The sequence below is a fragment of the Novosphingobium sp. DS6-6 genome (genome assembly GCF_057784975.1).
Map to the genome: position 1 here is coordinate 372,917 of NZ_JBYNTS010000002.1, position 21,308 is coordinate 394,224.

At 67.7% G+C, this 21,308-nt stretch carries 21 protein-coding genes; 9 read left to right on the forward strand and 12 right to left on the reverse strand.

All coding sequences use genetic code 11. The features are described from left to right. Positions 1-68: 68 nt before the first annotated feature. The 7 genes from AC3EDY_RS03990 to AC3EDY_RS04020 form a co-directional block, all read right to left on the reverse strand. On the reverse strand, positions 69-1,412 hold the full coding sequence (locus tag AC3EDY_RS03990; RefSeq protein ID WP_488571172.1) for a HAMP domain-containing sensor histidine kinase: 1,344 nt from the start codon (positions 1,410-1,412) through the stop codon (positions 69-71). Beyond that, positions 1,409-2,092: a response regulator transcription factor gene (locus tag AC3EDY_RS03995; protein WP_488571220.1), complete on the reverse strand. Its 684-nt coding sequence runs from the start codon at positions 2,090-2,092 to the stop codon at positions 1,409-1,411. Before AC3EDY_RS03995 ends, AC3EDY_RS03990 begins: the two co-directional genes overlap by 4 nt. Before the next feature lie 84 nt (positions 2,093-2,176). Beyond that, a complete protein-coding gene (locus tag AC3EDY_RS04000; protein WP_488571173.1) occupies positions 2,177-2,851 on the reverse strand; it encodes a hypothetical protein in 675 nt (224 codons plus the stop codon). Positions 2,852-3,023: 172 nt separating this feature from the next. Then, positions 3,024-3,677 carry an N-carbamoylsarcosine amidohydrolase gene (locus AC3EDY_RS04005; protein ID WP_488571174.1) on the reverse strand — a complete coding sequence of 218 codons (654 nt, stop codon included), beginning with the start codon at positions 3,675-3,677 and terminating at the stop codon, positions 3,024-3,026. A 29-nt stretch (positions 3,678-3,706) separates the two neighbouring features. Beyond that, positions 3,707-3,886, reverse strand: coding sequence for a hypothetical protein (locus tag AC3EDY_RS04010; RefSeq protein WP_488571175.1), 180 nt, complete (start codon positions 3,884-3,886; stop codon positions 3,707-3,709). Between the two features lie 48 nt (positions 3,887-3,934). Then, on the reverse strand, positions 3,935-5,458 hold the full coding sequence (locus AC3EDY_RS04015; RefSeq protein WP_488571176.1) for an MFS transporter: 1,524 nt from the start codon (positions 5,456-5,458) through the stop codon (positions 3,935-3,937). 207 nt (positions 5,459-5,665) lie between these two features. After that, a complete protein-coding gene (locus AC3EDY_RS04020; protein ID WP_488571177.1) occupies positions 5,666-6,979 on the reverse strand; it encodes a dicarboxylate/amino acid:cation symporter in 1,314 nt (437 codons plus the stop codon). 86 nt (positions 6,980-7,065) lie between these two features. Here AC3EDY_RS04020 and AC3EDY_RS04025 point away from each other — a divergent pair, with 86 nt between their 5' ends. The 4 genes from AC3EDY_RS04025 to AC3EDY_RS04040 all read left to right on the forward strand — a co-directional run bounded on the left by AC3EDY_RS04025 (position 7,066) and on the right by AC3EDY_RS04040 (position 10,232). Continuing rightward, a complete protein-coding gene (locus tag AC3EDY_RS04025) occupies positions 7,066-7,194 on the forward strand; it encodes a hypothetical protein (protein WP_488571178.1) in 129 nt (42 codons plus the stop codon). Between the two features lie 242 nt (positions 7,195-7,436). Then, positions 7,437-8,228, forward strand: coding sequence for an SIS domain-containing protein (locus AC3EDY_RS04030; RefSeq protein ID WP_488571179.1), 792 nt, complete (start codon positions 7,437-7,439; stop codon positions 8,226-8,228). A 1-nt stretch (position 8,229) separates the two neighbouring features. Then, complete coding sequence (locus AC3EDY_RS04035) at positions 8,230-8,388, forward strand: hypothetical protein (protein WP_488571180.1); 159 nt, start codon at positions 8,230-8,232, stop codon at positions 8,386-8,388. After that, positions 8,385-10,232 (forward strand): bifunctional diguanylate cyclase/phosphodiesterase, encoded by a 1,848-nt coding sequence (locus AC3EDY_RS04040; RefSeq protein WP_488571181.1) that lies wholly within the window; start codon positions 8,385-8,387, stop codon positions 10,230-10,232. The genes AC3EDY_RS04035 and AC3EDY_RS04040 overlap by 4 nt, the downstream gene beginning before the upstream one ends. A 26-nt stretch (positions 10,233-10,258) precedes the next feature. Here the strand turns inward: AC3EDY_RS04040 and AC3EDY_RS04045 are convergent, their stop codons facing one another. Next, positions 10,259-11,230: a hypothetical protein gene (locus AC3EDY_RS04045; RefSeq protein ID WP_488571182.1), complete on the reverse strand. Its 972-nt coding sequence runs from the start codon at positions 11,228-11,230 to the stop codon at positions 10,259-10,261. Positions 11,231-11,370: 140 nt separating this feature from the next. Beyond that, entirely contained in the window at positions 11,371-12,225 is an 855-nt protein-coding gene (locus AC3EDY_RS04050) for a LysR family transcriptional regulator (protein WP_488571183.1), read from the reverse strand. Positions 12,226-12,316: 91 nt separating this feature from the next. Here AC3EDY_RS04050 and AC3EDY_RS04055 point away from each other — a divergent pair, with 91 nt between their 5' ends. The 5 genes from AC3EDY_RS04055 to AC3EDY_RS04075 are packed head-to-tail and all read left to right on the forward strand — an operon-like array spanning position 12,317 to position 18,233. Next, complete coding sequence (locus AC3EDY_RS04055; RefSeq protein WP_488571184.1) at positions 12,317-13,483, forward strand: isovaleryl-CoA dehydrogenase; 1,167 nt, start codon at positions 12,317-12,319, stop codon at positions 13,481-13,483. After that, positions 13,480-15,081 (forward strand): carboxyl transferase domain-containing protein, encoded by a 1,602-nt coding sequence (locus AC3EDY_RS04060; RefSeq protein ID WP_488571185.1) that lies wholly within the window; start codon positions 13,480-13,482, stop codon positions 15,079-15,081. Before AC3EDY_RS04055 ends, AC3EDY_RS04060 begins: the two co-directional genes overlap by 4 nt. A 4-nt stretch (positions 15,082-15,085) precedes the next feature. After that, positions 15,086-16,933: an acetyl/propionyl/methylcrotonyl-CoA carboxylase subunit alpha gene (locus AC3EDY_RS04065; RefSeq protein ID WP_488571186.1), complete on the forward strand. Its 1,848-nt coding sequence runs from the start codon at positions 15,086-15,088 to the stop codon at positions 16,931-16,933. A gap of 2 nt (positions 16,934-16,935) precedes the next feature. Beyond that, entirely contained in the window at positions 16,936-17,403 is a 468-nt protein-coding gene (locus tag AC3EDY_RS04070) for a MaoC family dehydratase (protein WP_488571187.1), read from the forward strand. Beyond that, the gene (locus AC3EDY_RS04075; protein WP_488571188.1) at positions 17,400-18,233 is read left to right on the forward strand and encodes an HpcH/HpaI aldolase/citrate lyase family protein; all 834 of its coding nucleotides are present in this window, start codon (positions 17,400-17,402) and stop codon (positions 18,231-18,233) included. Before AC3EDY_RS04070 ends, AC3EDY_RS04075 begins: the two co-directional genes overlap by 4 nt. A gap of 12 nt (positions 18,234-18,245) precedes the next feature. Here AC3EDY_RS04075 and AC3EDY_RS04080 read toward each other — a convergent pair whose 3' ends face one another. The 3 genes from AC3EDY_RS04080 to AC3EDY_RS04090 are packed head-to-tail and all read right to left on the reverse strand — an operon-like array spanning position 18,246 to position 21,305. Then, positions 18,246-19,028, reverse strand: a complete 783-nt coding sequence (locus AC3EDY_RS04080; RefSeq protein WP_488571189.1) for an enoyl-CoA hydratase/isomerase family protein — start codon at positions 19,026-19,028, stop codon at positions 18,246-18,248. Next, entirely contained in the window at positions 19,025-20,110 is a 1,086-nt protein-coding gene (locus tag AC3EDY_RS04085; protein ID WP_488571190.1) for a phosphotransferase family protein, read from the reverse strand. Before AC3EDY_RS04085 ends, AC3EDY_RS04080 begins: the two co-directional genes overlap by 4 nt. After that, the gene (locus tag AC3EDY_RS04090; protein WP_488571191.1) at positions 20,100-21,305 is read right to left on the reverse strand and encodes an acyl-CoA dehydrogenase family protein; all 1,206 of its coding nucleotides are present in this window, start codon (positions 21,303-21,305) and stop codon (positions 20,100-20,102) included. Before AC3EDY_RS04090 ends, AC3EDY_RS04085 begins: the two co-directional genes overlap by 11 nt. Positions 21,306-21,308: the final 3 nt, after the last annotated feature.

Below are 21,308 nucleotides of genomic sequence, written 5' to 3' on the forward strand. Positions count from 1 at the left end.
GATGACATTTGTGCGACAAGCCGCGCCAGGGACGGCCGTTTGCAGCAACATTGCAAATTGAGAATGTTTCAGGCGGGAAACGTCATCCGCACTTCCAGGCCCGGCGCGTTGTCGGCAAGCGCCAGCGTGCCTCCGTGAAAGCGCACGATGGCCTGGGCGATCGACAGGCCCAGGCCGCTGCCGCGCCGCCCGGCGGTTTCGGGTCCGCGCTCGAACGGGCGCACCACACGGCCGCGATCGGCCTGTGCCAGGCCCGGCCCGTCATCGGCCAGAATCACCACGGCGCCCTGGCCCGTGCGCTCCACCCGCAACGTAGCGACAGTGCCCGGCGGGGTGTGCGTGGCAACGTTTTCCAACAGATTGACCAGCAGCTGGTTCACCAGGCCCGCATCGGCCCGCACCACGGCATCGTCCATCTGGCCCAGGCGCAGCGCGCCGCCACGATCGGCCAGCACGGGTTCCATCGTTTCGGCAACGTCAGCCACCAGCGTGCCCAGGTCCAGCGGCGCCACGGCCGTGGGATGCCGGCCCGATTCCAGCTCTGCCAGGCGCAGCAGGGCATCGAATATGGCAATCACCGACGCGCATTCCCGTTCTGCCCGTTCGATCAGGGCGTCGCCCTGCGTGCCGGGCGCGGCCGAGGCGAGCAGACCGCGCAGCCGGGCAAGCGGCGTGCGCAGATCGTGGGCCAGCGCGCTGGAAAACTGCCGTTGCGCGGTGACCAGTGCCTCCATCCGGTCCAGCATGCGGTTGAGGCTGGCGGCCTGCTGGGCAAACATGCCGTCCAGCCTGTCGGTGGCGATGCGGCGAGACAAATCGCCACGTGCGATGGCATCGGCTGCCGCTTGCGTTTCGGCAAGGCGCAGCGCCGTCTGCCGGGCAAACAGCATGGTTGCCGCCAGCCCGGCCATCAGCGCCGAGGCAAAGATCGCCAGCACCACGCCCGGCAGGATCGCCTGGAGGCTTTCCGATGCCTCGCTGTGCTGCACCACCACGAACAGCGCGCCATCGGCCATCCGCGTGGCAAGCGCCCGCCCCCGGTGCACCACATGCGCCCGGCTGACATAGCGCACCGGCGAAAACCCCGGCGGCGGCGGCGGAATGCGCAGGCGCCCGGCAATCAGCCGTCCATCGCGGGCAAACAGGATATAGGCGCGCTCGCTCAACGCCTTTTGCTGCAGCCAGGCGTCGATCCGCGCCGCCACCACGGCACTTGTCGCCGGCTGCCCGTTTTCCGGCGCCAGGTACTTGCCGCTGTGATATTCCAGCGCGGCGTCGATCCGGTGGGAAATGCGCTGTTCCGCCACGAGGAAGACCACCAGGCCCATGGCCGCCATGGCCAGGGCGAAAAGCACGCCGAACTGGATCGCCAGCCGCCCCACCGCGAGCGGGGACGGCACGCGCGCGTTCATGCGCAGAACGCGCCGCGCAGCACATAGCCGTGCCCGCGCTGGGTTTCGATGGGATCGATGCCCAGTTCCAGCAGCCGGGTGCGCAGCCGGCTCATGTTGCTTTCGACGATATTGGTGGTGGGGGCAAAGGCATAGCCCCAGACATGCTCGAGCAGCATGTCGCGCGTCACCACCCGGTCGGCATGGCGCATCATGTGCGCCAGCAGCGAATAGAGCTTGCGGTTCAGCAGGGCCTGCCGGCCGGCAAAGTCCGCGCTGTGGCGCGAGGGATCGAGTACCAGGCGCCCCACGGCAAGCCTCGCCCCTTCGGCGGGCGCGGCGCGGCGCCGGGTGATGGCGTTGAGCCGGGCCAGCAGTTCCTCGATCGCGAAGGGCTTGGCGAGATAATCGTCACCGCCCGCTTCCAGCCCCTCGATCCGGTCGGCCAGCGAACCCAGCGCGCTCAGCACCAGAACGGGCGGCCGCGCATCGCCACGGCGGCGGATGGCGGCCAGCACGTCGAGCCCGCCCAGATCGGGCAGCATGCGATCGAGCACCACGGCATCGTATTGTCCACGCCCGAGCCATTCGAGCGCCGCGTGTCCGCTGGCGGCATGATCGGCCGTCCGCCCTGCCGCGCGCAGTCCGTCGAGCACGTGGGCGGCAATCACCGGATCGTCTTCCACCACCAGGCAATGCATGGCCACCCCTTGTGAAGGGGTTTGGCTAGCAAGCCGATGTTGCGGCGGCGTGACGCAAGACGGCGCGGGGTCAGCCGGCGCGGGTCAGCCGGCGCCGGGGGTGCCCAGGCTGGCGACGAAGGCCTGAACCGGCGCGCTTGCCGCCAGCAGGGCGTGCGCGGGCTGGGCCAGAAAGATGATGGCCACCCCCCACACGAAAGCCGGGTGGACACGGCGATATCGCATGAGATCGTGCACCGGGCCGATAAGCGCCAAGGCCAGCATGAGGCCGATCGAGATCGGCACGATCATGTCCATGCCGAACTGCCTGACGAACCCCAGGCGGGCAATGGCCGGATAAGTCAGCAGCACCGTGGCGCAAAGCAGCAGCCGCTTGTGCCAGGCCGGCTTGCGCCGCAGGACGAGCGCCCAGGCATAGAGCCCGGCGAACAGCAGCAGGTCGAGCTGGTCCACCGCAAACATCTCTGCCGGCGTGAAGAAGGGCGGCGTCGCCCCGCGACGAATGGCAAGAATGTTGGTGGCGCTGCCCAGGGGCACCATCACCATGACAAGCGCCACGGACAGGGCCCCGAGGCTTCGATGCAATTGCCGTGCGCCGCTGCGGACCAATGCGGCCTGGATCACGAACAGGATGACCCATGCCGCCATCGCCGCGCCATGCAGATGCACCCAGATCGGCAGACCCTGCGGCGTTCCGACGCTGTGGAGGTAGGATGGGCCGAACCCGGCTGCAAAGAGCGCAGCCAGACAGACCGTCATGACGGCAAAGAAACGCCGGTCGAAAAGTTGTCGGTCAAACTGGCTGTACAACAGATGTGACGATCCGATCACGGCCACCCCCCAGGTTGCGATGATATTGCCCCTAGTTCAGGTTATAGACAGACACTTGCGATCGACAAGTCAGGCTTTTGCGCCGCCAATATGGCGGCTCTCAGAGGGCCGGCGGCGTGGGTTCGACCTTTGCCAGCAGGGCCAGTGCCTGTGCCTCGCTCACCACTTCGGCATATTTTGCCTGAAGGTCGAACAGATTGGCTTCGTGCGGCGCGGCATGCCGGTCGCCACAGGCATCGGCCACCACGAATGGCAGAAAGCCGTGCTGGCAGGCATCGAGCGCCGTCGCGCGAACGCATCCGGATGTCGAAGTGCCGCAGATCAACACCGTATCCACCGCCATGGACGTCAGCGTGGCGGCAAGGTGCGTGGCGAAAAAGCCCGAGGCATAGCGCTTGGTAATCACCACGTCGCCGTCCCGCGGGGCCAGTATCGCCGGAAAGGCGCCGAGCGGAGAACCCTTTTCGAACACTTTGAGCGCGGGCACCTTGCGATAGAACACGCCCCCGTCAGCGCCGCCCGGCTGATATTCCACATTGGTGAAAATGACCGGCAAACCGGCCGATCGCGCCGCTGCCGTCACGCGCACGGCGCTGGCCAGCGCGGCTTCGATCCCGGCATAGAGCGGCGAGCCCGGCTGAAGATAGGCTTCGACCAGATCGATCAGCAGCACGGCCGGCCGCTCTCCGAACGGCAGATGCCCGTCGAACGCGCCGGTGTAACTCGCGGCCAGATCTGCCTGTTCCCTGCTCATCGGATCGCCTTTTTATCGATGTGATCGCATCATGCCGCTATTGTATACAATAAACGACGCAGCACAATTCGGCGATTTGTTAATGGCGGGCAAAGCCCGTCCCAAGTGGCAGATTTCAGCACGACTTCGGCCGTCTCGTTGTGTTGATCGCAGAACAGCTTGTATCCCTTTGCAGGCGCGATGCAGGCCGTTTCGTAAAGCGCGGGCATGACCGCGCCTTGCGGCGGAAGCCACGCTGCCGCGCGCGGGATCACCCGCTATTGCCCGGTACGGTCTACATGACCGCTGATTTCCGCGCCGGCATCGCGGGCAAAGCGCAGGTTCCAGATCGTGGCCGAAAACGAAATGGCGGTCACGGCCCAGAAGGCTGCTGCAAAATCATCGAGCAGCGGCCGTTCATGACCCCGCGCCAGCATGGCCAGATGCAAGGCCAATGCCGCAAAACAGATGCCCAGCGAAAGCATCAGCTGCTGGAACGTGGCATAGAACGCGGTGGCGCTGCTCATCTGCGACGCGGCGATGCCGTCATAGGCGATGGTGTTGTAGGCGGTGAACTGCAACGACATGAAAAAGCCCGAGAGCACCAGCACCATGAACATGGCCCAGACCGGCCAGCCTGGCGCGAACAGGCCGCAAAGGGCATAGCCTGCTGCGGCGATGACGCCGTTCCACACCAGCGTCCGGCGAAATCCCAGCCGGCGCAGCACGCGCGGCGCGGCGCCTTTCATCGCCAGCGAGCCGACAGCCGTGGCGACCGTGATCATCCCGCTGTGCGCTGCCGAAAAGCCGAAACCCACCTGCATCATCAGCGGCAGCAGGAACGGCTGCGCCCCTTGCGTGATCCGGGTGAGCGACCCGGCGATCACCGACAGGCGAAAAGTGTGGTCGTGCATCAACGACAGGTCGAGGATCGCGCCCGGCCGCCCGCGCGCGTGGCGCACGTAAAGAATGCCGGCCAGCGTGCCCGTGATCAGCAGGCCTGCCGCCAGCGCGCCCTGTCTCGGGCGACTGGCCATCTCGAAGCCGAACAGCAGGCAGCCAAGCGATGTTCCGCTCAGGGCAAAACCCTTCCAGTCGAACCCGGCCGACGTCTCTTCGCGGAAATCGGCGATGAAACGGCTTACCAGCCACAGCCCCAGAAGCCCCATCGGCAGATTGATGTAGAAGATCCAGCGCCAGTCCAGATAGGTCACGATGAAACCGCCCAGCGGCGGCCCCACCACCGGCCCCACGAGCGCCGGCACCAGCAGCCACGACATCGCGCTGACCATATCCTGCTTGGCCACGCTGCGCAGCAGGACGAGGCGCCCCACCGGAATCATCATTGCCCCGCCCAGGCCCTGGACGAAACGCGCCAGCACCATGAATTCCAGGCTGGGTGCCTGCCCGCAGGCGAGGCTGCCTGCGGTGAACAGGCCGATTGCCGCGCCGAACACGGTGCGTGAGCCGAACCTGTCGGCAAGCAGGCCCGAAGCGGGAATGAACACGGCGAGCGCAAGGAGATAAGACGTCAGGGCGACGCTCATTTCCGCCGGGCGCACGCCGAAATCGCGCGCCATGGTGGGCAATGCCGTGGCGAGCACTGTGGCATCGACGAATTCCATGAACAGCGCCGAAGCCACGATCAGCGCGATCACCCGGTAATTCGCGCCCGACGCCGCCGGCCCGCCGGGATCGCGTGCCGGCGCCAGCGCGCTTGCTGCCGGAACGATGCCGTCGCCGATTTCGGCATTGACCGACGCCATGCCCCGGCGGCGCGGCCCTACCATGAGCGATGCCATGGGCAAGGCCGGGCGTTGAAAGCAGGGATCATGGGCTGGACTCGATTCCGTTTGATCGTATCGGCGGTTGGCGGACAAAGAACGCGCGGAAAACGCACGAATAAAGAGGCACTGGCGCCTATAGGGAAAGAGGCAAGAGTTGCAAGGCGCCCTGACCCCCCACTATGGCCCCCGGTTCTGGCCCCGCCCCGGCCGGCCTCAGCGCCGTCAAGTCGTCGCGGTCTTCGCCCGACCGAGTGCGGCGTCCAGGCGAGTCTGGTCAAGCGCGTTTTCCCAGCGCGAAACCACGATCGTTGCCACGGCATTGCCAATGAAATTGGTAAGGCTGCGGCATTCGGACATGAAGCGGTCGATCCCCAGGATCAGCGCCATGCCCGCCACCGGCACGGACGGGACGATCGAAAGGGTCGCCGCCAGCGTGATGAACCCCGCGCCGGTCACCCCGGCGGCGCCTTTGGACGAAAGCATGGCCACGCCCAGGAGCAGAATCTGCTGCCCCAGCGTAAGTTCCACGTTGCAGGCCTGGGCGATGAACAGCGCCGCCAGCGTCATGTAGATGTTGGTGCCATCGAGATTGAAACTGTAGCCCGTCGGCACCACGAGGCCCACCACGGTCTTGGAACAGCCGGCACGCTCCATCTTTTCGATCAGGGCGGGCAGCGCGCTTTCGGACGACGACGTGCCCAGGACCAGCAGAAGCTCGTCGCGCAGATAGGCGATCAGGCGCAGGATGGAAAACCCCGCCAGGCGCGCGACGAGGCCCAGCACCACCAGCACGAACAGCAGCGCGGTGATGTAGAACGCGGCGACCAGTTGCGCCAGGTTGGCAAGGCTTGCCACGCCGTATCTGCCGATGGTGAAGGCCATGGCGCCAAAGGCCCCGATCGGCGCGGCTTTCATGACGATTGCCACCAGCCTGAAGAATACCGCCGAACCGGCCTCCAGCAGATCGAGAACCGGCTTGCCCCGCTCGCCCGCCCCGGCAAGGGCAATGCCGAACAGTACCGCCACCACCAGCACCTGAAGAATGTTGTCCTGGGTCAGCGCAGCGAGGAAGGTGTCGGGGATCGTCGCCGCCAGAAAGCCGGTGATCGTGCTCTCATGCGCCTTGGCGGCATAGCCGGACACTTTGCCGGGATCGAGCGTCGAGGGGTCGATGTCGAGCCCGGCGCCAGGGCGCATGACATTGGCCACCACCAGGCCCACGATAAGCGCGAGCGTGGAAAAGAACAGGAAATAGGCAAAGGCCTTGGCCGCGACGCGCCCCACCGCGGCCAGATCGCGCATGCCGGCAATGCCCGTCGCGATCGTCAGGAAAATGACCGGCGCGATCACCATCTTGACCAGCTTGATGAAGATGTCGCCCACCGGCTTGAGTGCCTCGCCCGCGGCGGGGTGGAAATGCCCCAGTACGATGCCCGCGATGATCGCCGTCAGCACCTGGACGTAGAGATGGCCATACCAGCGGCGCGGGCGGGTGGGGGGAACCGGCGCGGACGCATCAATCGCGGGAACGATCATCGTGAAAATGCCTTTCGTCCTCGGCAGGATCGCCGTCGCCTGGCCTGCGCGGCCCGCTTTGGCCATCTTGCACTGGCACATCCGGGATGTACAACCAACCCGTCCTGCCCGGCGCGAGGCGGTCGATCGATCCGGCGGCCGGCCAAACCAGCGGCTCCAGCGTGGAAGGCCTGGTCGATCATGCCTGCAAGTCCTCTGGAACCGGGCGCTGGTGACACGGGCACCTGGATGCACCGCTAGGCGGCCGACGCCGGCCGGACGGTCGCGCGCTTTCTGGCCGCCAACGCCGGGCCGCTGGCCGCGCTGGGCGCGCGGCTGCGCCACGATCCGCCGCCGCTGGTGCTGACCTGCGCGCGGGGATCATCGGATCACGCGGCGACCTATGCCAAGTACATGATCGAAACCATGCTGGGCATTCCCACCGCCTCGGCCGCGTTTTCCACCTTTTCGCTTTACGATGCGCCGGTGCGCGCCGCCCCTGTGCATCGCCATTTCGCAATCGGGCCGCAGCCCCGACATGCTTGCCACCGTGGAGCGCTATCGCGCGGCTGGGGCGCTGGTCGTGGCGCTGGTCAATGTCGCCGATTCGCCGCTGGCGGGACTGGCTGACGAGACGCTGCCGCTCTGCGCGGGACCGGAGATTTCGGTTGCCGCCACCAAATCGTTCATTGCGTCGCTGGCCGGCATTGCCGCGCTGGCGTGCGCGTGGCGCGGAGACCCGGGCCTGGCGGCCGCCTTGCCGGCGCTGCCCGCCGCGCTGGACGCAAGCTTTGCGCTCGATTGGCAAGCCGCACGCGACGGCCTGCGCGATGCCACCAACCTGTTCCTGATCAGCCGCGGCTATGGCCTGTCGATCGCGCAGGAAGCCGCGCTCAAGCTCAAGGAAACCAGCGGGCTGCATGGCGAGGCGTTCAGCTCGGCCGAGGTGCGCCACGGCCCCATGGCGATCGTGCGCGACGGGTTTCCCGTGCTTGGTTTCGACATCGGCGGCGCGGCCGGGGCCGATGTGCGCCAGGTCTGCACCGATTTTGCCCGGCGCGGCGCGCGGGTGTTCCTTGCCACCGCCACGCCCGAAGCCATGCCGGCCGATGCAGACGTTACCATGCTGCCCGCGCTTGCGGCCGACGAAGCGCTGGCCCCGTTGCTGTGCATCGCGAGCTTCTACCGCATGGTCAACACGCTGTCGCTGGCGCGCGGGTTCAACCCGGATCAACCCCCGTTCCTGGCCAAGGTGACCCGCACGCGATGACATGCAGCGTGAAATACGCGGCGACAGAGCACCGTCCGGCCTGAAGAACAGCTATGCAAACGGCGATCTGCGGGAACCCCGAATGAACGCAGATAACAAAACCTTAATCAACCGGCCGGCATTGTCGTTTCCGATGCAAAAACAGCAGGCTGTTATATGATGGGTGAACTTCAAAGCATCATTCTCGAAATGATTGCCCGTGGCGCGCCGCTGGATGCCACGATCACCCGCCTGTGCCTGGAATTGGAACGCCAGGCGCCCGAGGTGGTCTGCTCGGTCGTGACGGTCGATGCCGGCGGACGGCTGCGCCCGCTGGCCGCGCCGGGCATCTCGCCGACGCTGCATGCCGCGATCGACGGTATACCCATCGGGCCGGGCGTGGGCACCTGCGGCACGGCCGCCGCACTGGGCATCGATGTGCTCTCGGCCGACATCGCCACCGATCCGGCTTGGGCATCCTGCCGCGACATCGCACTGTCGCTGGGTTTCAGGGCGTGCTGGTCCCGCCCGATCATGGGTTCGCACGACAAGCCGGTGGGCGTCTTCGCCCTGTATTATCGAGAAGCGCGAGGCCCGACGGCCCTCGAACAGAAACTGGCGGACCGCTGCACGTCGCTCTGCGCCATCGCGCTCGAGCGCGAACGCCGCATCGAGGAACGCGACCGGCGGGCCAATACCGATGCCCTGACCGGCCTGCCCAACCGCGCCGCGTTCAACACCGCACTGGCCCGTCTCGATTGCGGCGCGCCGGGCAACTGGGCCCTGTTCCTGATCGATCTCGACGGATTCAAGGCCATCAACGATACGTATGGCCACCAGGCCGGGGATACTTTGCTGATCCAGGTCGGCCAGCGGCTGGCCGGGGCGGTAAGGCCCGATGGCCTGTTCCGCATCGGCGGCGACGAATTTGCCGCGCTGATCGTCGACACCGCAAACCTCCGCGCGGTCGAAGCGCTGGCCGAACGGATGCTCGAGGCGCTGCACCCGCCGGTGGCCGTTTCGGGCCAGTTGCTGCGCCCGGCCGCCACGATCGGGCTTGCCATCTTTTCGGCCGGCGACTGCACACCCGAACGGGTGCAGCAAAATGCCGATTTCGCGCTCTATCATGCCAAGGACGTGGCCCGGGGCGGGTTCATCCGCTATTGGCCGGGCATCGGCACGCGCATCACCCGGCGGATCACCGCCGTGCGCGAACTCGACGCCGCGCTGCGCGATGGCCGCCTGGTCGCCCATTACCAGCCGATCGTCGAACTGAAAAGCGGCACGATCTGCGGGCTCGAAGCCTTGTGCCGTATCCGCATGGACCAGCGCATGCTGCCGGCCAAGGATTTCCACGAAGCCACCAGCGACCCCCAGACCGCCAGCGCCTTGACCCGCGAGATGATCCGGCAGGTGGCAAGCGATGCCCGCGCCTGGCTGGATGCGGGCGTGCGGTTCGGCCGCGTGGCCATCAACGTCAGCTCGGCCGATCTGCACAATGCCGGCTTTTCCAGCGCCATCGCCGCCGCTTTCGAAGAACGGGGCGTGCCGTTGGACAAGATCGTGCTCGAAGTGACCGAGGCGGTCTATATCGACGACGAGGCCGGCGTGATCCGCCGCTCGGTGGCGTCGTTGCAGGCCAAGGGGCTGAAAGTGGCCCTGGATGATTTCGGCACCGGTTTTGCCTCGCTCACTCACCTTATTTCCGTGCCGGTCGATATCATCAAGATCGACAAGTCTTTCGTCAATCGCATCGTGACGCACCGGCCCAGCCAGATCATCGTTGCCGGGGTGATCGATATTGCCACCAAGCTGGGCATCCAGGTGGTGGCCGAAGGGATCGAGGACGAGGCCCAGGCCCGCAAGCTGGCGCGAATGGGCTGCCAAGCGGGCCAGGGCTATCTGTTTTCCAGGGCTGTCGACCGAGACGGCATAGCGGCTCTGGCGCAGGCGCGAAGCCCGGGCGTGACAGTGATCGACGCGCCGGAAAAGCGCGTCTCTTCGGGTGGCAGGCTGGGCCGGTAAGGCACGCCCGCCCAGCCCGAAGCCAACTAGAACACCTTGCGCTTCAGGCCGAGCAGCGCGGCTGCCTCCCGCACGTGCCGGTCCCACGCGCTGCCGGCAAGGACGGAGCAGGAAAAGCTGACGGTCAGCCGATCGTCGCGCCCGCCATCGATCCAGCGCAGCGCCACGCCGCCACCCGGTTCGGCACCGCCGGTCGCGCAGGCCGTATCGCCCGACACCACCTTGGCCCCGATGGGGCGGTCGCCCGCCACGGCCGCGACAAAGGCGGCCGCCTGTTCCGGCCGGACCTTGGCGGTGTTGCGGTGATAGCGCCAGCGGCGGTGGCTGGCGTCCCAACTGCTGCGCTCGATCAGGACATCGCCCGCAGGCGAAACCGAAAGCTTGACCGTCTCGCATTCCGCGCAGCCCGCCGGGGGGGAAAGCGTGACCATGACCGTGGAGAGACCGGCTGCCGGCGCCGCCAGTGGGGCCGGTGCAGCGGCCTGCGCCGGCGGGGCAGGGCGCGGCGCAACCACGGCTGGCGGCGGTGCGGATGGCGGTGCAGGTGGCGGTGCAGGCGGTTCCGGCACGACAGCGGCCGGTGGCGGGGGCGCGGCCGCAACCGCGACAGGCGCGGGTGGTATCGGCAAGGGCGTGGGTTCGGGCGGTGCAGGCGGCGGCGGGGCAGGGGGCAGTGGGGCCGGCTCTGCCGCAGGCAGGGCAGGCGGCAGTGGGGTCGGCTCTGCCGCAGGCAGGGCAGGGGGCGGCGGTGCCGGTTGCGGCGCGACGGCCGGAGCTTGAACCGGAGCCTGTGCCGGTGCCTGGGGCGGCGGCGCGGCGGGTACGCCGGCGGCCGGCGTGGCTAGGGGCGCAGGCACGGCCGAGCGGGTGGCTGCCCTGTTCTGCATCGCGCGGCGCGCGGCATTGGGATGAAACAGCGCCGGCCCGCAGCCCTGCAGCGCCAGGGCCACCGTGCCGGCCAGGCCCACCATTACCAGACGCCGCGAAGAAATGTGCATTCTCTGACCCCGCCCAAAGCAAGCCGTGCGAACGGAGTCCCGCTCCCGCGCGCGCATGCTCTTATCGCGCCACGCGGCCAGCGGGTATCCCCCCTTGCGGATTTTTCAGTATATGGCCGGCTTCGCACGCCGGCGCCGGTTCAAAATCCGGTCGGCCATTCCTCTGCCAGCCGCGCCCAGCTTTCCATCAGTGCCGGATCCAGCGCCCGGCCGCCGCCGATAAGGCCGATCCGGCGCCGGAAATCATAGCCGGCCAGCGGCACGGGCACCACGCCCTGGCCGGCAAGGCAAACCGGCCCGGTGGTGACCGCCAGCCCTGCGCGCACCATGGCCAGGCACCGTTCCTCGTTGGTGCTGCGCAGCAGGAAATGGGGGCGCACGCCCTGGGCGGTGAAGAAACGGCTGGTCTCGGCCAGGATCTCGCAGCTGCGGCGCGCCACCATCACGTCGCCGGCCAGATCGAGCGCGTCGAGCACGGTACGCGCGGCGAGGGCATGATCGCGGGGCAGCAGCATCATATAGCGTTCCTCGATCACTGCCCCCTCGCCCGGCTGACCGTGCAGCAGAGTGAGAATCGCATCGAGTTGCCCTTCGCCCAGGCGGCGGCGCAGATCGGCATCGCTGCCTTCCACCAGCACCAGCGGCCGCACGCTCTGCATGTCGCGCGCCAGGCGCACCAGGACATGGCCGGGCAACGAGGGAATGGTGCCGAGCCGCAACGGCGCCGGCGCGGGCGCCAGGTCCCGGGTCGGGGCCTCGGCCAGGCGGAACTCCCGCTCTATCGCGCGGGCATGGGCCAGAAGGCGGGTGCCCGCCGCCGTCAGCCGGATCTGCTTGCGATCGCGCGACAGCAACGGCGCCCCCATCAGCCGCTCCAGCTCGGCAAGGCCGGCCGAAAGCGTCGGCTGGCTCAGGTTCAACCGCCGCGCTGCGGCCGTCACGCTGCCGGTTTCGACGATGGCCAGAAACTGGCGCAGATGGTTTCGCTTTAGCATCGGAAATATCTATGGAACGATGCTGTGAAAATCAATTTCCGCAAGAAGCGGCGACGGGTTATCCTGGCTCCCAGGAAGAGGAGACCGCCCCATGCGCGCTACACCCGATCTCGATTTCGGCTTTGACGAAAACGCGCTGATGATCCGCGAGGCCGCCGGCCGCTTTGCCGACGAGCAGATTGCTCCGCTTGCCGCGGCGATCGATGCGCAAGACCGCTTCCCGCGCGAACTCTGGGTGCCGATGGGCGCGCTTGGCCTGCATGGCGTGACCGTGGCGGAAGAGTGGGGCGGGCTGGGGCTGGGCTATCTTCACCATGTCATCGCGGTGGAGGAAGTCAGTCGCGCCTCGGGCGCGGTCGGCCTGTCCTATGGCGCGCATTCCAACTTGTGCGTCAACCAGATCCATCGCTGGGGCAATGCCGACCAGAAGGCGAAATATCTTCCCCGGCTGGTTTCGGGCGAACATGTGGGCAGCCTGGCGATGTCGGAAGCGGGCGCCGGGTCCGACGTGGTGGCGATGAAGCTGCGCGCCGACGCGGTCGAAGGCGGGTGGCGTCTCAACGGCACGAAGTTCTGGATCACCAACGGCACTTATGCCGATACCCTGGTGGTCTATGCCAAGACCGCGCCCGAGGCCGGCCCCAAAGGCATCACGGCCTTCCTCATCGAGCGCGGCATGCCCGGCTTTTCGATCGGGCAGCAGATCGACAAGATGGGCCTGCGCGGCAGCCCGACGGCCGAGCTGGTGTTCGACGATTGCTTCGTGCCGGCCGAAAACGTGATGGGTCCCGTCAACGGCGGGGTGCGCGTGCTGATGAGCGGTCTCGATTACGAGCGCGTGGTGCTGGCCGGGATGCAGATCGGGATCATGCAGGCCTGCCTCGATACCGTCATCCCCTATGTGCGCGAACGCCGGCAGTTCGGCAAACCCATCGGCGCATTCCAGCTTATGCAGGCCAAGGTGGCCGACATGTATGTGGCGCTGCAATCGGCGCGTGCCTATGTCTATACCGTGGCGCGCGCGTGCGATGCCGGGCAGACCACGCGGTTCGACGCCGCCGGGGCAATCCTGCTGGCCAGCGAAAGCGCGTTCCGCGTGGCGGGTGAAGCGATCCAGGCTTTGGGCGGCGCCGGCTATACCCGGGACTGGCCGGTGGAAAGATATCTGCGCGATGCCAAGCTGCTCGATATCGGCGCGGGCACCAACGAAATCCGCCGCATGCTGATCGGCCGCGAACTGATCGGCATCAAGGAATGAGCGCGCCGGTTCTGCCCCCCGTGGCGGATCTTGCCAGCGCGGAAGCGCAGGCGCGCGCCGCGCACAATCGCGCTCTGGCCGCGGAACTGCGCGCCCGCGTGGCCGGGGCGGCGCTGGGCGGAGACGAACGCGCCCGCGCCCGCCATACCGCGCGGGGCAAGCTTTTGCCGCGCGAGCGGGTGGAACGGCTGCTCGATCCCGCCTCGCCGTTCCTGGAAATCGGGCAACTGGCGGCCACCGGGCTTTACGGCGATGAAGTGCCGGGCGCGGGGATCATCACCGGGATCGGCCGCATATCGGGGCGGCAATGCATGGTCTTTGCCAACGATGCCACCGTCAAAGGCGGCACCTATTTCCCGATGACGGTCAAAAAGCACCTGCGCGCGCAGGAGATCGCCCAGGAAAACCACCTGCCCTGCGTCTACCTGGTGGATTCGGGCGGGGCCAACCTGCCCAACCAGGCCGAGGTCTTTCCCGATCGCGATCACTTCGGCCGGTTCTTCTTCAACCAGGCGCGGATGAGCGCGGCGGGCATTGCCCAGATCGCCGCCGTCATGGGATCGTGCACGGCCGGCGGCGCCTATGTTCCGGCGATGAGCGATGAGACGGTCATCGTCAGGCAGCAGGGCACGATCTTCCTGGCTGGCCCGCCCCTGGTCAAAGCGGCGATCGGCGAGAAGATCAGCGCTGAAGACCTGGGCGGCGGCGACCTGCACGCCCGCCAGTCGGGCGTGGTCGATCATCTGGCGGAAAACGACGCGCATGCGCTGTCGATCGTGCGCGACATCGTCTCGCACCTGGGCGCGCCCGGCAGCGCCGGTATCGCCCGGCGCGAAAGCCGCCCGCCGCTTTACGATCCGCAGGACCTCTACAGTATCATCCCGCAGGATGTGCGCGCGCCCTATGACGTGCGCGACGTGATCGCACGGATCGTCGATGGCAGTGCATTTCACGAATTCAAGGCGTTGTTCGGGACCACGCTGGTCTGCGGCTTTGCCCATATCCACGGAATGCCCGTGGCGATCCTGGCCAACAACGGCGTGCTGTTTTCGCAGAGCGCGCAAAAGGGGGCGCATTTCATCGAACTGGCTTGCCAGCGCCGCATCCCCCTGCTGTTCCTGCAGAACATCTCGGGCTTCATGGTCGGCGGCAAGTACGAGGCCGAAGGGATTGCCAAGCATGGCGCCAAGCTGGTGACGGCGGTGGCGACCGCCCAGGTGCCCAAGGTCACCGTGCTGATCGGCGGCAGTTTCGGTGCGGGCAATTATGGCATGTGCGGGCGCGCCTATTCGCCGCGTTTCCTTTTCACCTGGCCCAATGCGCGCATTTCGGTGATGGGCGGGGAACAGGCGGCCAGCGTGCTGGCCACCGTGCACCGCGACGCCGCCACCTGGAGCGCCGAGGAGGCCGAAGCTTTCAAGGCGCCCATCCGCCAGAAATACGAGGATGAAGGCAATCCCTATTACGCCACCGCCCGCCTGTGGGACGATGGCGTGATCGATCCGGTGCAGACCCGCGACGTCGTCGGCCTGGCGCTGGAAGCCTGCCTCGAAGCCCCGATCGCCGATCGTCCGGCGTTCGGCGTGTTCCGGATGTAAGCGCATGATCGAATCGATCCTCATCGCCAATCGTGGCGAAATCGCCTGCCGGATCATCCGCACCGCCCGCCGCCTGGGACTGCGCACGGTGGCGGTGCATTCCGACGCCGATGCCCGGGCCATGCACGTGCGCCTGGCAGACCGGGCGGTGGCCATCGGCGGGGCGGCCCCGCGCGAGTCCTATCTTGTGGGCGAGCGGATCATCGCCGCCGCGCTGGAAACCGGGGCGCAGGGCATCCATCCCGGCTATGGCTTCCTGTCGGAGAACGCCGCCTTTGCCCAGGCCGTGATCGATGCGGGGCTGGTGTGGATTGGCCCGCCGCCCGCCGCGATTTCCGCGATGGGGCTGAAAGACGCGGCCAAGGCCCTGATGCAGGAAGCCGGGGTGCCGACCACGCCGGGCTATCTGGGGCAGAACCAGGACGCGGCTTTCCTGGCACAGGAAGCCGCCAAGGTGGGTTACCCCGTGCTGATCAAGGCGGTGGCGGGCGGCGGCGGCAAGGGCATGCGCCTGGTGGAACGCGGCGAAGACTTTGCCGATGCGCTCGCGTCGTGCCAGCGCGAAGCCGCGGCGGCGTTCGGCAATGCCCACGTCCTGATCGAGAAGTACATCCTTTCGCCCCGCCATATCGAAGTGCAGGTGTTCGGCGACAGCCACGGCCAGGTGGTCCACCTGTTCGAGCGCGATTGCTCGCTGCAGCGCCGCCATCAGAAAGTGATCGAGGAGGCGCCGGCCCCGGGCATGGACGAGACCACACGCGCCGCGGTGTGCGAGGCGGCCGTGCGCGCGGCGCAGGCGGTCGGCTATCAGGGCGCGGGGACGGTGGAATTCATTGCCGATGCATCCGCAGGGCTGCGCGCGGACCGCATCTGGTTCATGGAAATGAACACCCGCCTGCAGGTGGAACACCCGGTGACCGAGGCGATCACCGGCCAGGACCTGGTCGAATGGCAGATCCGCGTGGCCAGTGGCGAGCCACTGCCCTGTCGCCAGGAAGACCTGGCGATCCGGGGCTGGGCAATGGAAGCACGCCTCTATGCCGAAGATCCGGCCAAGGGCTTTTTGCCCTCGATCGGGCGGCTCGATCACCTGCGTTTCGGCCAGGGCGATGGCGTGCGGATCGATACGGGCGTCGCGCAGGGCGACACGATCACGCCGTTCTATGATCCGATGGTCGCCAAGGTTATTGCCCATGGCACCACGCGGGGCCAGGCGATCGACCGGCTTGCCGCCAGCCTGCGAGAAACGGCGGTCTGGCCCGTGCGCACCAATGCCGCGTTTCTCTCGCGTCTGTTGGCCCACCGCCAGGTCGCCGCCGGGCAGGTCGATACCGGCCTGATCGCGCGCGATGGGGCTGCCATGGCAGAGCCTGTCGCACCATCGCCTGCCGCTCTGGCCCGCGCGGCCGCGCGGCTGGTCGCGCCCGGGCCGGCGCCGGGTTTGCGCCTCAATGCGGCACCCATGCGCACCGCCTGGTTCCTGCTCGAGGGCAATCCCGTGGAAATCGCGCTGAATGGCGGGGCTGCCGGCGGTGCCCCGGCCGCGTCAGCCCTGGTTTGCGAAAATGGCCAAACCTGGCTGCTCGAACCCTGGCATCATCGGCCGGGCGACGGCGCGGCCGCCGGCGATGGCGCGATCTTGGCCCCCATGCCCGGTCGCGTCCTCATGGTGGCGGTGAACCGGGGCGATGCGGTGGCCAGGGGGCAGAAGCTGCTGACGCTCGAAGCGATGAAAATGGAACACACACTTGTCGCGCCGTTCGATGGCGTGGTCGAAGCGCTGGAAACGGCGCCAGGCGCCCAGGTGCAGGTCGATGCCCTGCTGGTGCGCATCATACCGCGAGAGGATTGACGATGGCGGGACGCTATTTCGCGGAATGGCAGGAGGGTGACCGGATCGAGCATCCGATCCGCCGCACCGTGACCGAGACCGACAACCTGCTGTTTTCGTGCATGACGCACAACCCGCAGCCGCTGCACCTCGATGCCGAGGCGGCACGCGCCAGCGAGTTCGGCCAGATCCTGGTCAACGGCACGTACACGTTCGCGCTGATGGTCGGCCTGTCCGTGGGAGAAACCACGCTGGGCACCCTCATTGCCAACCTCGGGTACGACGCCGTGGTCATGCCCGCGCCGGTGTTCATCGGCGACACGCTGCATGCCACGAGCGAAGTGGTGGAAACCCGCCCCTCGCGTTCCCGCCCCGGCGCGGGGATAGTCACTTTCGCGCATGCGTTGATCAACCAGCGTGGCGAAGTGGTCTGCCGCTGCAGACGCAGCGCCTTGATCGCGGCCGGCCCCGATGCAGGCACCGCGACATGACGTGGCGGTCGCTGCTGTTCGTGCCGGCCGACCGGCCCGACCGCTTTGCCAAGGCCACCGCAAGCGGCGCTGACGCCGTCATTCTCGATCTCGAGGATTCCGTGGCGCTCGGCGCCAAGGCAGCCGGGCGCGATGCCGTGGCGCAATTCCTTGCCGGGGCGCGGCGATGCCCGGTTTTCGTGCGCGTCAATCCGTTGGAAAGCGGGCTGATCGCGGCCGATCTTGCCGCTGTCCTGCCGGGCCGGCCCGATGCCCTGGTGCTGCCCAAGGCGGAAGGGGCCGAGAGCGTTGGCACCCTGCTGGCGCTGATGGGCGGGCAAGCGGTGCCGATCCTGCCGATTGCCACCGAAACCCCCGCCGCGGTGTTCGAACTGGGCAGCTATGGCGATGTGCGCGCGGCGCTCGCCGGCCTGACCTGGGGCGCGGAAGACCTGCCGGCCGCCATCGGTGCCACCGCCGCGCGCGAAGCCGATGGCCGCTATACACCCCCTTACGAACTCGTGCGCAGCCTTACGCTGTTCGCCGCGCACAAGGCGGGCGTTGCCGCGATCGAAACGGTCTATCCGGCCCTGGCCGATGCCGCGGGCCTTGCCGCCTATGCCGCCCGCGCCCGGCGCGACGGCTTTACCGGCATGATGGCGCTTCATCCGGCGCAGGTGCCGGTGATCAACCAGGCTTTTGCGCCCACTGCGGCGGAAATCGCGCATGCGCGCCGCATCGTTGCGCTGTTCGCCGCCGATCCGGCGCTGGGCGTGGCGCAGCTTGATGGCCGCATGATCGACCGCCCGCATCTCGAACAGGCCAGGGCGATCCTGGCACGGCTGGGGTAGGCTGCCAGCCGTTCACACGAAACGCGGCGGCCGGCGCTGCGTGAAGGCGGCAATGCCTTCGGCACCTTCGGCCCCGGCGGCGGCTTCGGCAATGCGCACCAGTTCCAGATCGAGCTGGGTGGCCAGATCGTGCTGCAGGCTGCGCGCCAGCAGGCCGCGCGCGCCGGCAATGGCGCTCACCGGGCCTTGTGCCAGGCGCTGCGCCACCGCCAGGCCTTCGTCCATCAGCGCCCCGGCCGCCACCGTGCGGGTGATCAAACCAATGGCTTCGGCCTCTTCGGCGCCGACACGGCGGTTGGTCAGGATCATTTCCTGCGCGCGGCGCAGGCCCACCACGCGCGGCAGAGTCCAGCTCATGCCGCCATCGGGCGTCAGCCCGAGCAGCCCGTAAGCCGGCGTGAAATGCGCGGTGGGCACGGCCAGCACCACATCGCCCAGGATCGCCAGGCTCAGCCCGGCGCCCGCCGCCGGGCCGTTGACGAGGGTGACGAGCGGCTTGTGCATCGAGGCGAGCTTGCGCACCGTGCGATGCAGGATGCCCGCCAGGGCAAAGAGAAACGCGGCCGGGCCTTCGCTGGCACTGCCGAATGCGCCCACGTCTCCGCCGGCGCAGAACAGCTTGCCCGCCCCGGTCAGCACCACGCAGCGCACCTGCGCATCGGCGACGGCCACGTCGATCTGCCGGTCCAGCCGCTCGGCCATTGCCATGTCCAGGGCATTGCCCGCCGCGGGGCGGTTGAATGTCACGACCGCCACGGCGCCCTGCCGCTCGAAAAGGACCAGATCCTCGCTCATGCGCATGCCTCCATCGCTTCGCGGCCCAGCCGTGTGAGGCGTGGCAGCGCCTGTGCGCGGGCAGCCGCCTGGGCATTCGTTGCCGTGCCGCGCAGCACGCGGCCCTTGATCCCGTGAAAGATCGCGGCCAGCCGGAAGAACTGGAACGCGACGTGGAAATTCCAGTCGGCAATGTCGTCGCGCCCGGTAAGCGCGCAATAGCGGGCGATATAGTCCGCCTCGGTCGGCAGGCCCAGCGAGGCCGGATCGGCCCCGCCTATGCCCGCGACGATATCGGGCGGCATGCGATACATCAGCGCGTGATAGGCAAAGTCGGCCAAAGGGTGGCCCAAGGTTGAAAGCTCCCAGTCCAGCACGGCCAGCACGCGCGGTTCCTGCGGGTGAAAGATCAGGTTGTCGCAGCGGAAATCGCCGTGGACCAGGCCTGTCGCATCGTCTTGCGGAATGGCCGTGGGCAGCCATTCGACCAGCGCATCCATGTCGCGATCGCGCCCGGCCAGTCCGTCGTCCAGATACTGGCGCGACCAGCGGCCGATCTGCCGGGCGAAATAATTGCCCGGCCTGCCATAGTCGGCCAGACCAACGGCCATGGGATCGACCCCGTGCAGAGCGGCGATCGTCCGGTTCATCGCGTCGAAATAGGCGGCGCGTTCGGCCTTGGGCACCTGGGCAAGGCTGGCGTCCCAGAACACGCGCCCTTCCACCATCTCCATGACGTAGAACGCGCTGCCGATCACGCTTTCATCCTCGCACACGCCCAGGATGCGCGCCACGGGTACGGCGCTTGTCGCCAGCGCCTGCTGCACGCGCGCTTCGCGCAGCACGTCGTGTGCGCCTTTCAGCACGGCCCCGGGGGGCTTGCGCCGCAAGACGTACGATCCTGCCGGCGTATCGAGGCGATAGGTGGGGTTGGACTGGCCGCCGTTGAACTGCGCCACGCGCACCGGCCCGGTAAAGCCTTCGACATGGGCAGCCAGCCAGGCGGCCAGCGCACTTTCGTTCAGCGCCGTGCGCACCGCCCCCACGCCGGCATTGGCCTGCGCGATCTGCGCGGGGCCCGGCCCCAAGGGTTCAGTGGCCATGGGCCTGTTTCCACGTACGCTTGATCTTTCTGGCCAGGCTCCATTTGTGGACTTCGGTCGGGCCGTCATAGATCCGGAACGCGCGGATCTCGCGGAACACCTGCTCCACGATCGTCCGGTCGGTGACCCCGGTGCCGCCCATCACCTGGACGCAGCGATCGGCCACCCGCATCAGGGCTTCCGATACGGCCACTTTGGCCATGCTGCTTTCCGCAGTGCCCAGATCGCCGCTGTCGAGCACGCCGGCGCACCAATCGATCATCAGTTCGGCCTGCTTCAGATCGATCAGGTTTTCCGCCAGCATGAAACCCACGCCTTCGTGATCGATCAGGGCCTTGCCGAACGCCATGCGGCGGTTGGCATAGTCGGTGGCGATCTCGTCGGCGCGCCGGCACGCGCCCAGCCAGCGCATGCAGTGGGAAAGCCGCGCCGGCGCCAGGCGCACCTGGGCATAGCGGAACCCTTCGCCCGCCTCGCCCAGCATCTGGTCGGCCGGCACGCGCAGATTTTCGATCGATACCGTGGCATGGCCGCCCGGCATCGAGCTGTCGATCGTGTTGGGCACATGCACGATGCGGATCGCCGGGTGCGGCAGATCGACCAGGAACATGCAGGCCTCGCCCTGGCTGGCCGGGTCTTCCGATCGCGCCATGACAATGCCCACCCGGGCGCCGTCGGCGCCGGTGATAAAGCACTTCGTCCCGTCGATCACCCAGTGGTTGCCGTCCTTGCGGCAGGTGGTGACCATCATCGAAGGGTCCGACCCGGCACCTTGCAGCTCGGCCGGTTCGGTCATGAAAAAGGCCGATCGCGCACGGCCCTCCACCAGGGGCGCCAGAAACCGCTCGCGCATGGCAGGGCTGCCCACTTTGCCCAGCAGGTACATATTGCCCTCGTCGGGCGCGGCGGTGTTGCAGGCCAGCGGCCCCAGGGGGGAAAGCCCCGTGGCGATGAGCACCACGGCGGTTTCGCGCTGGGTCAGGTGGCGGCCATCGGGCAGGATATGCGGCGTTAGCACGCCCGCCTGCCGCGCCTTGTCGCGCAGTTCCTGCACCAGATCGTCGGTCGGCGCGCCATGGTGGTCACGCCGCGGGTCCCGTTCACACGGCACGACCACGTCGCGCACGAAAGCTTCCACCCGCCGCGCCAGATCCTGCGCCGCTGCCATACCGATCCCGGCCCCGATCCCGCCCATTTT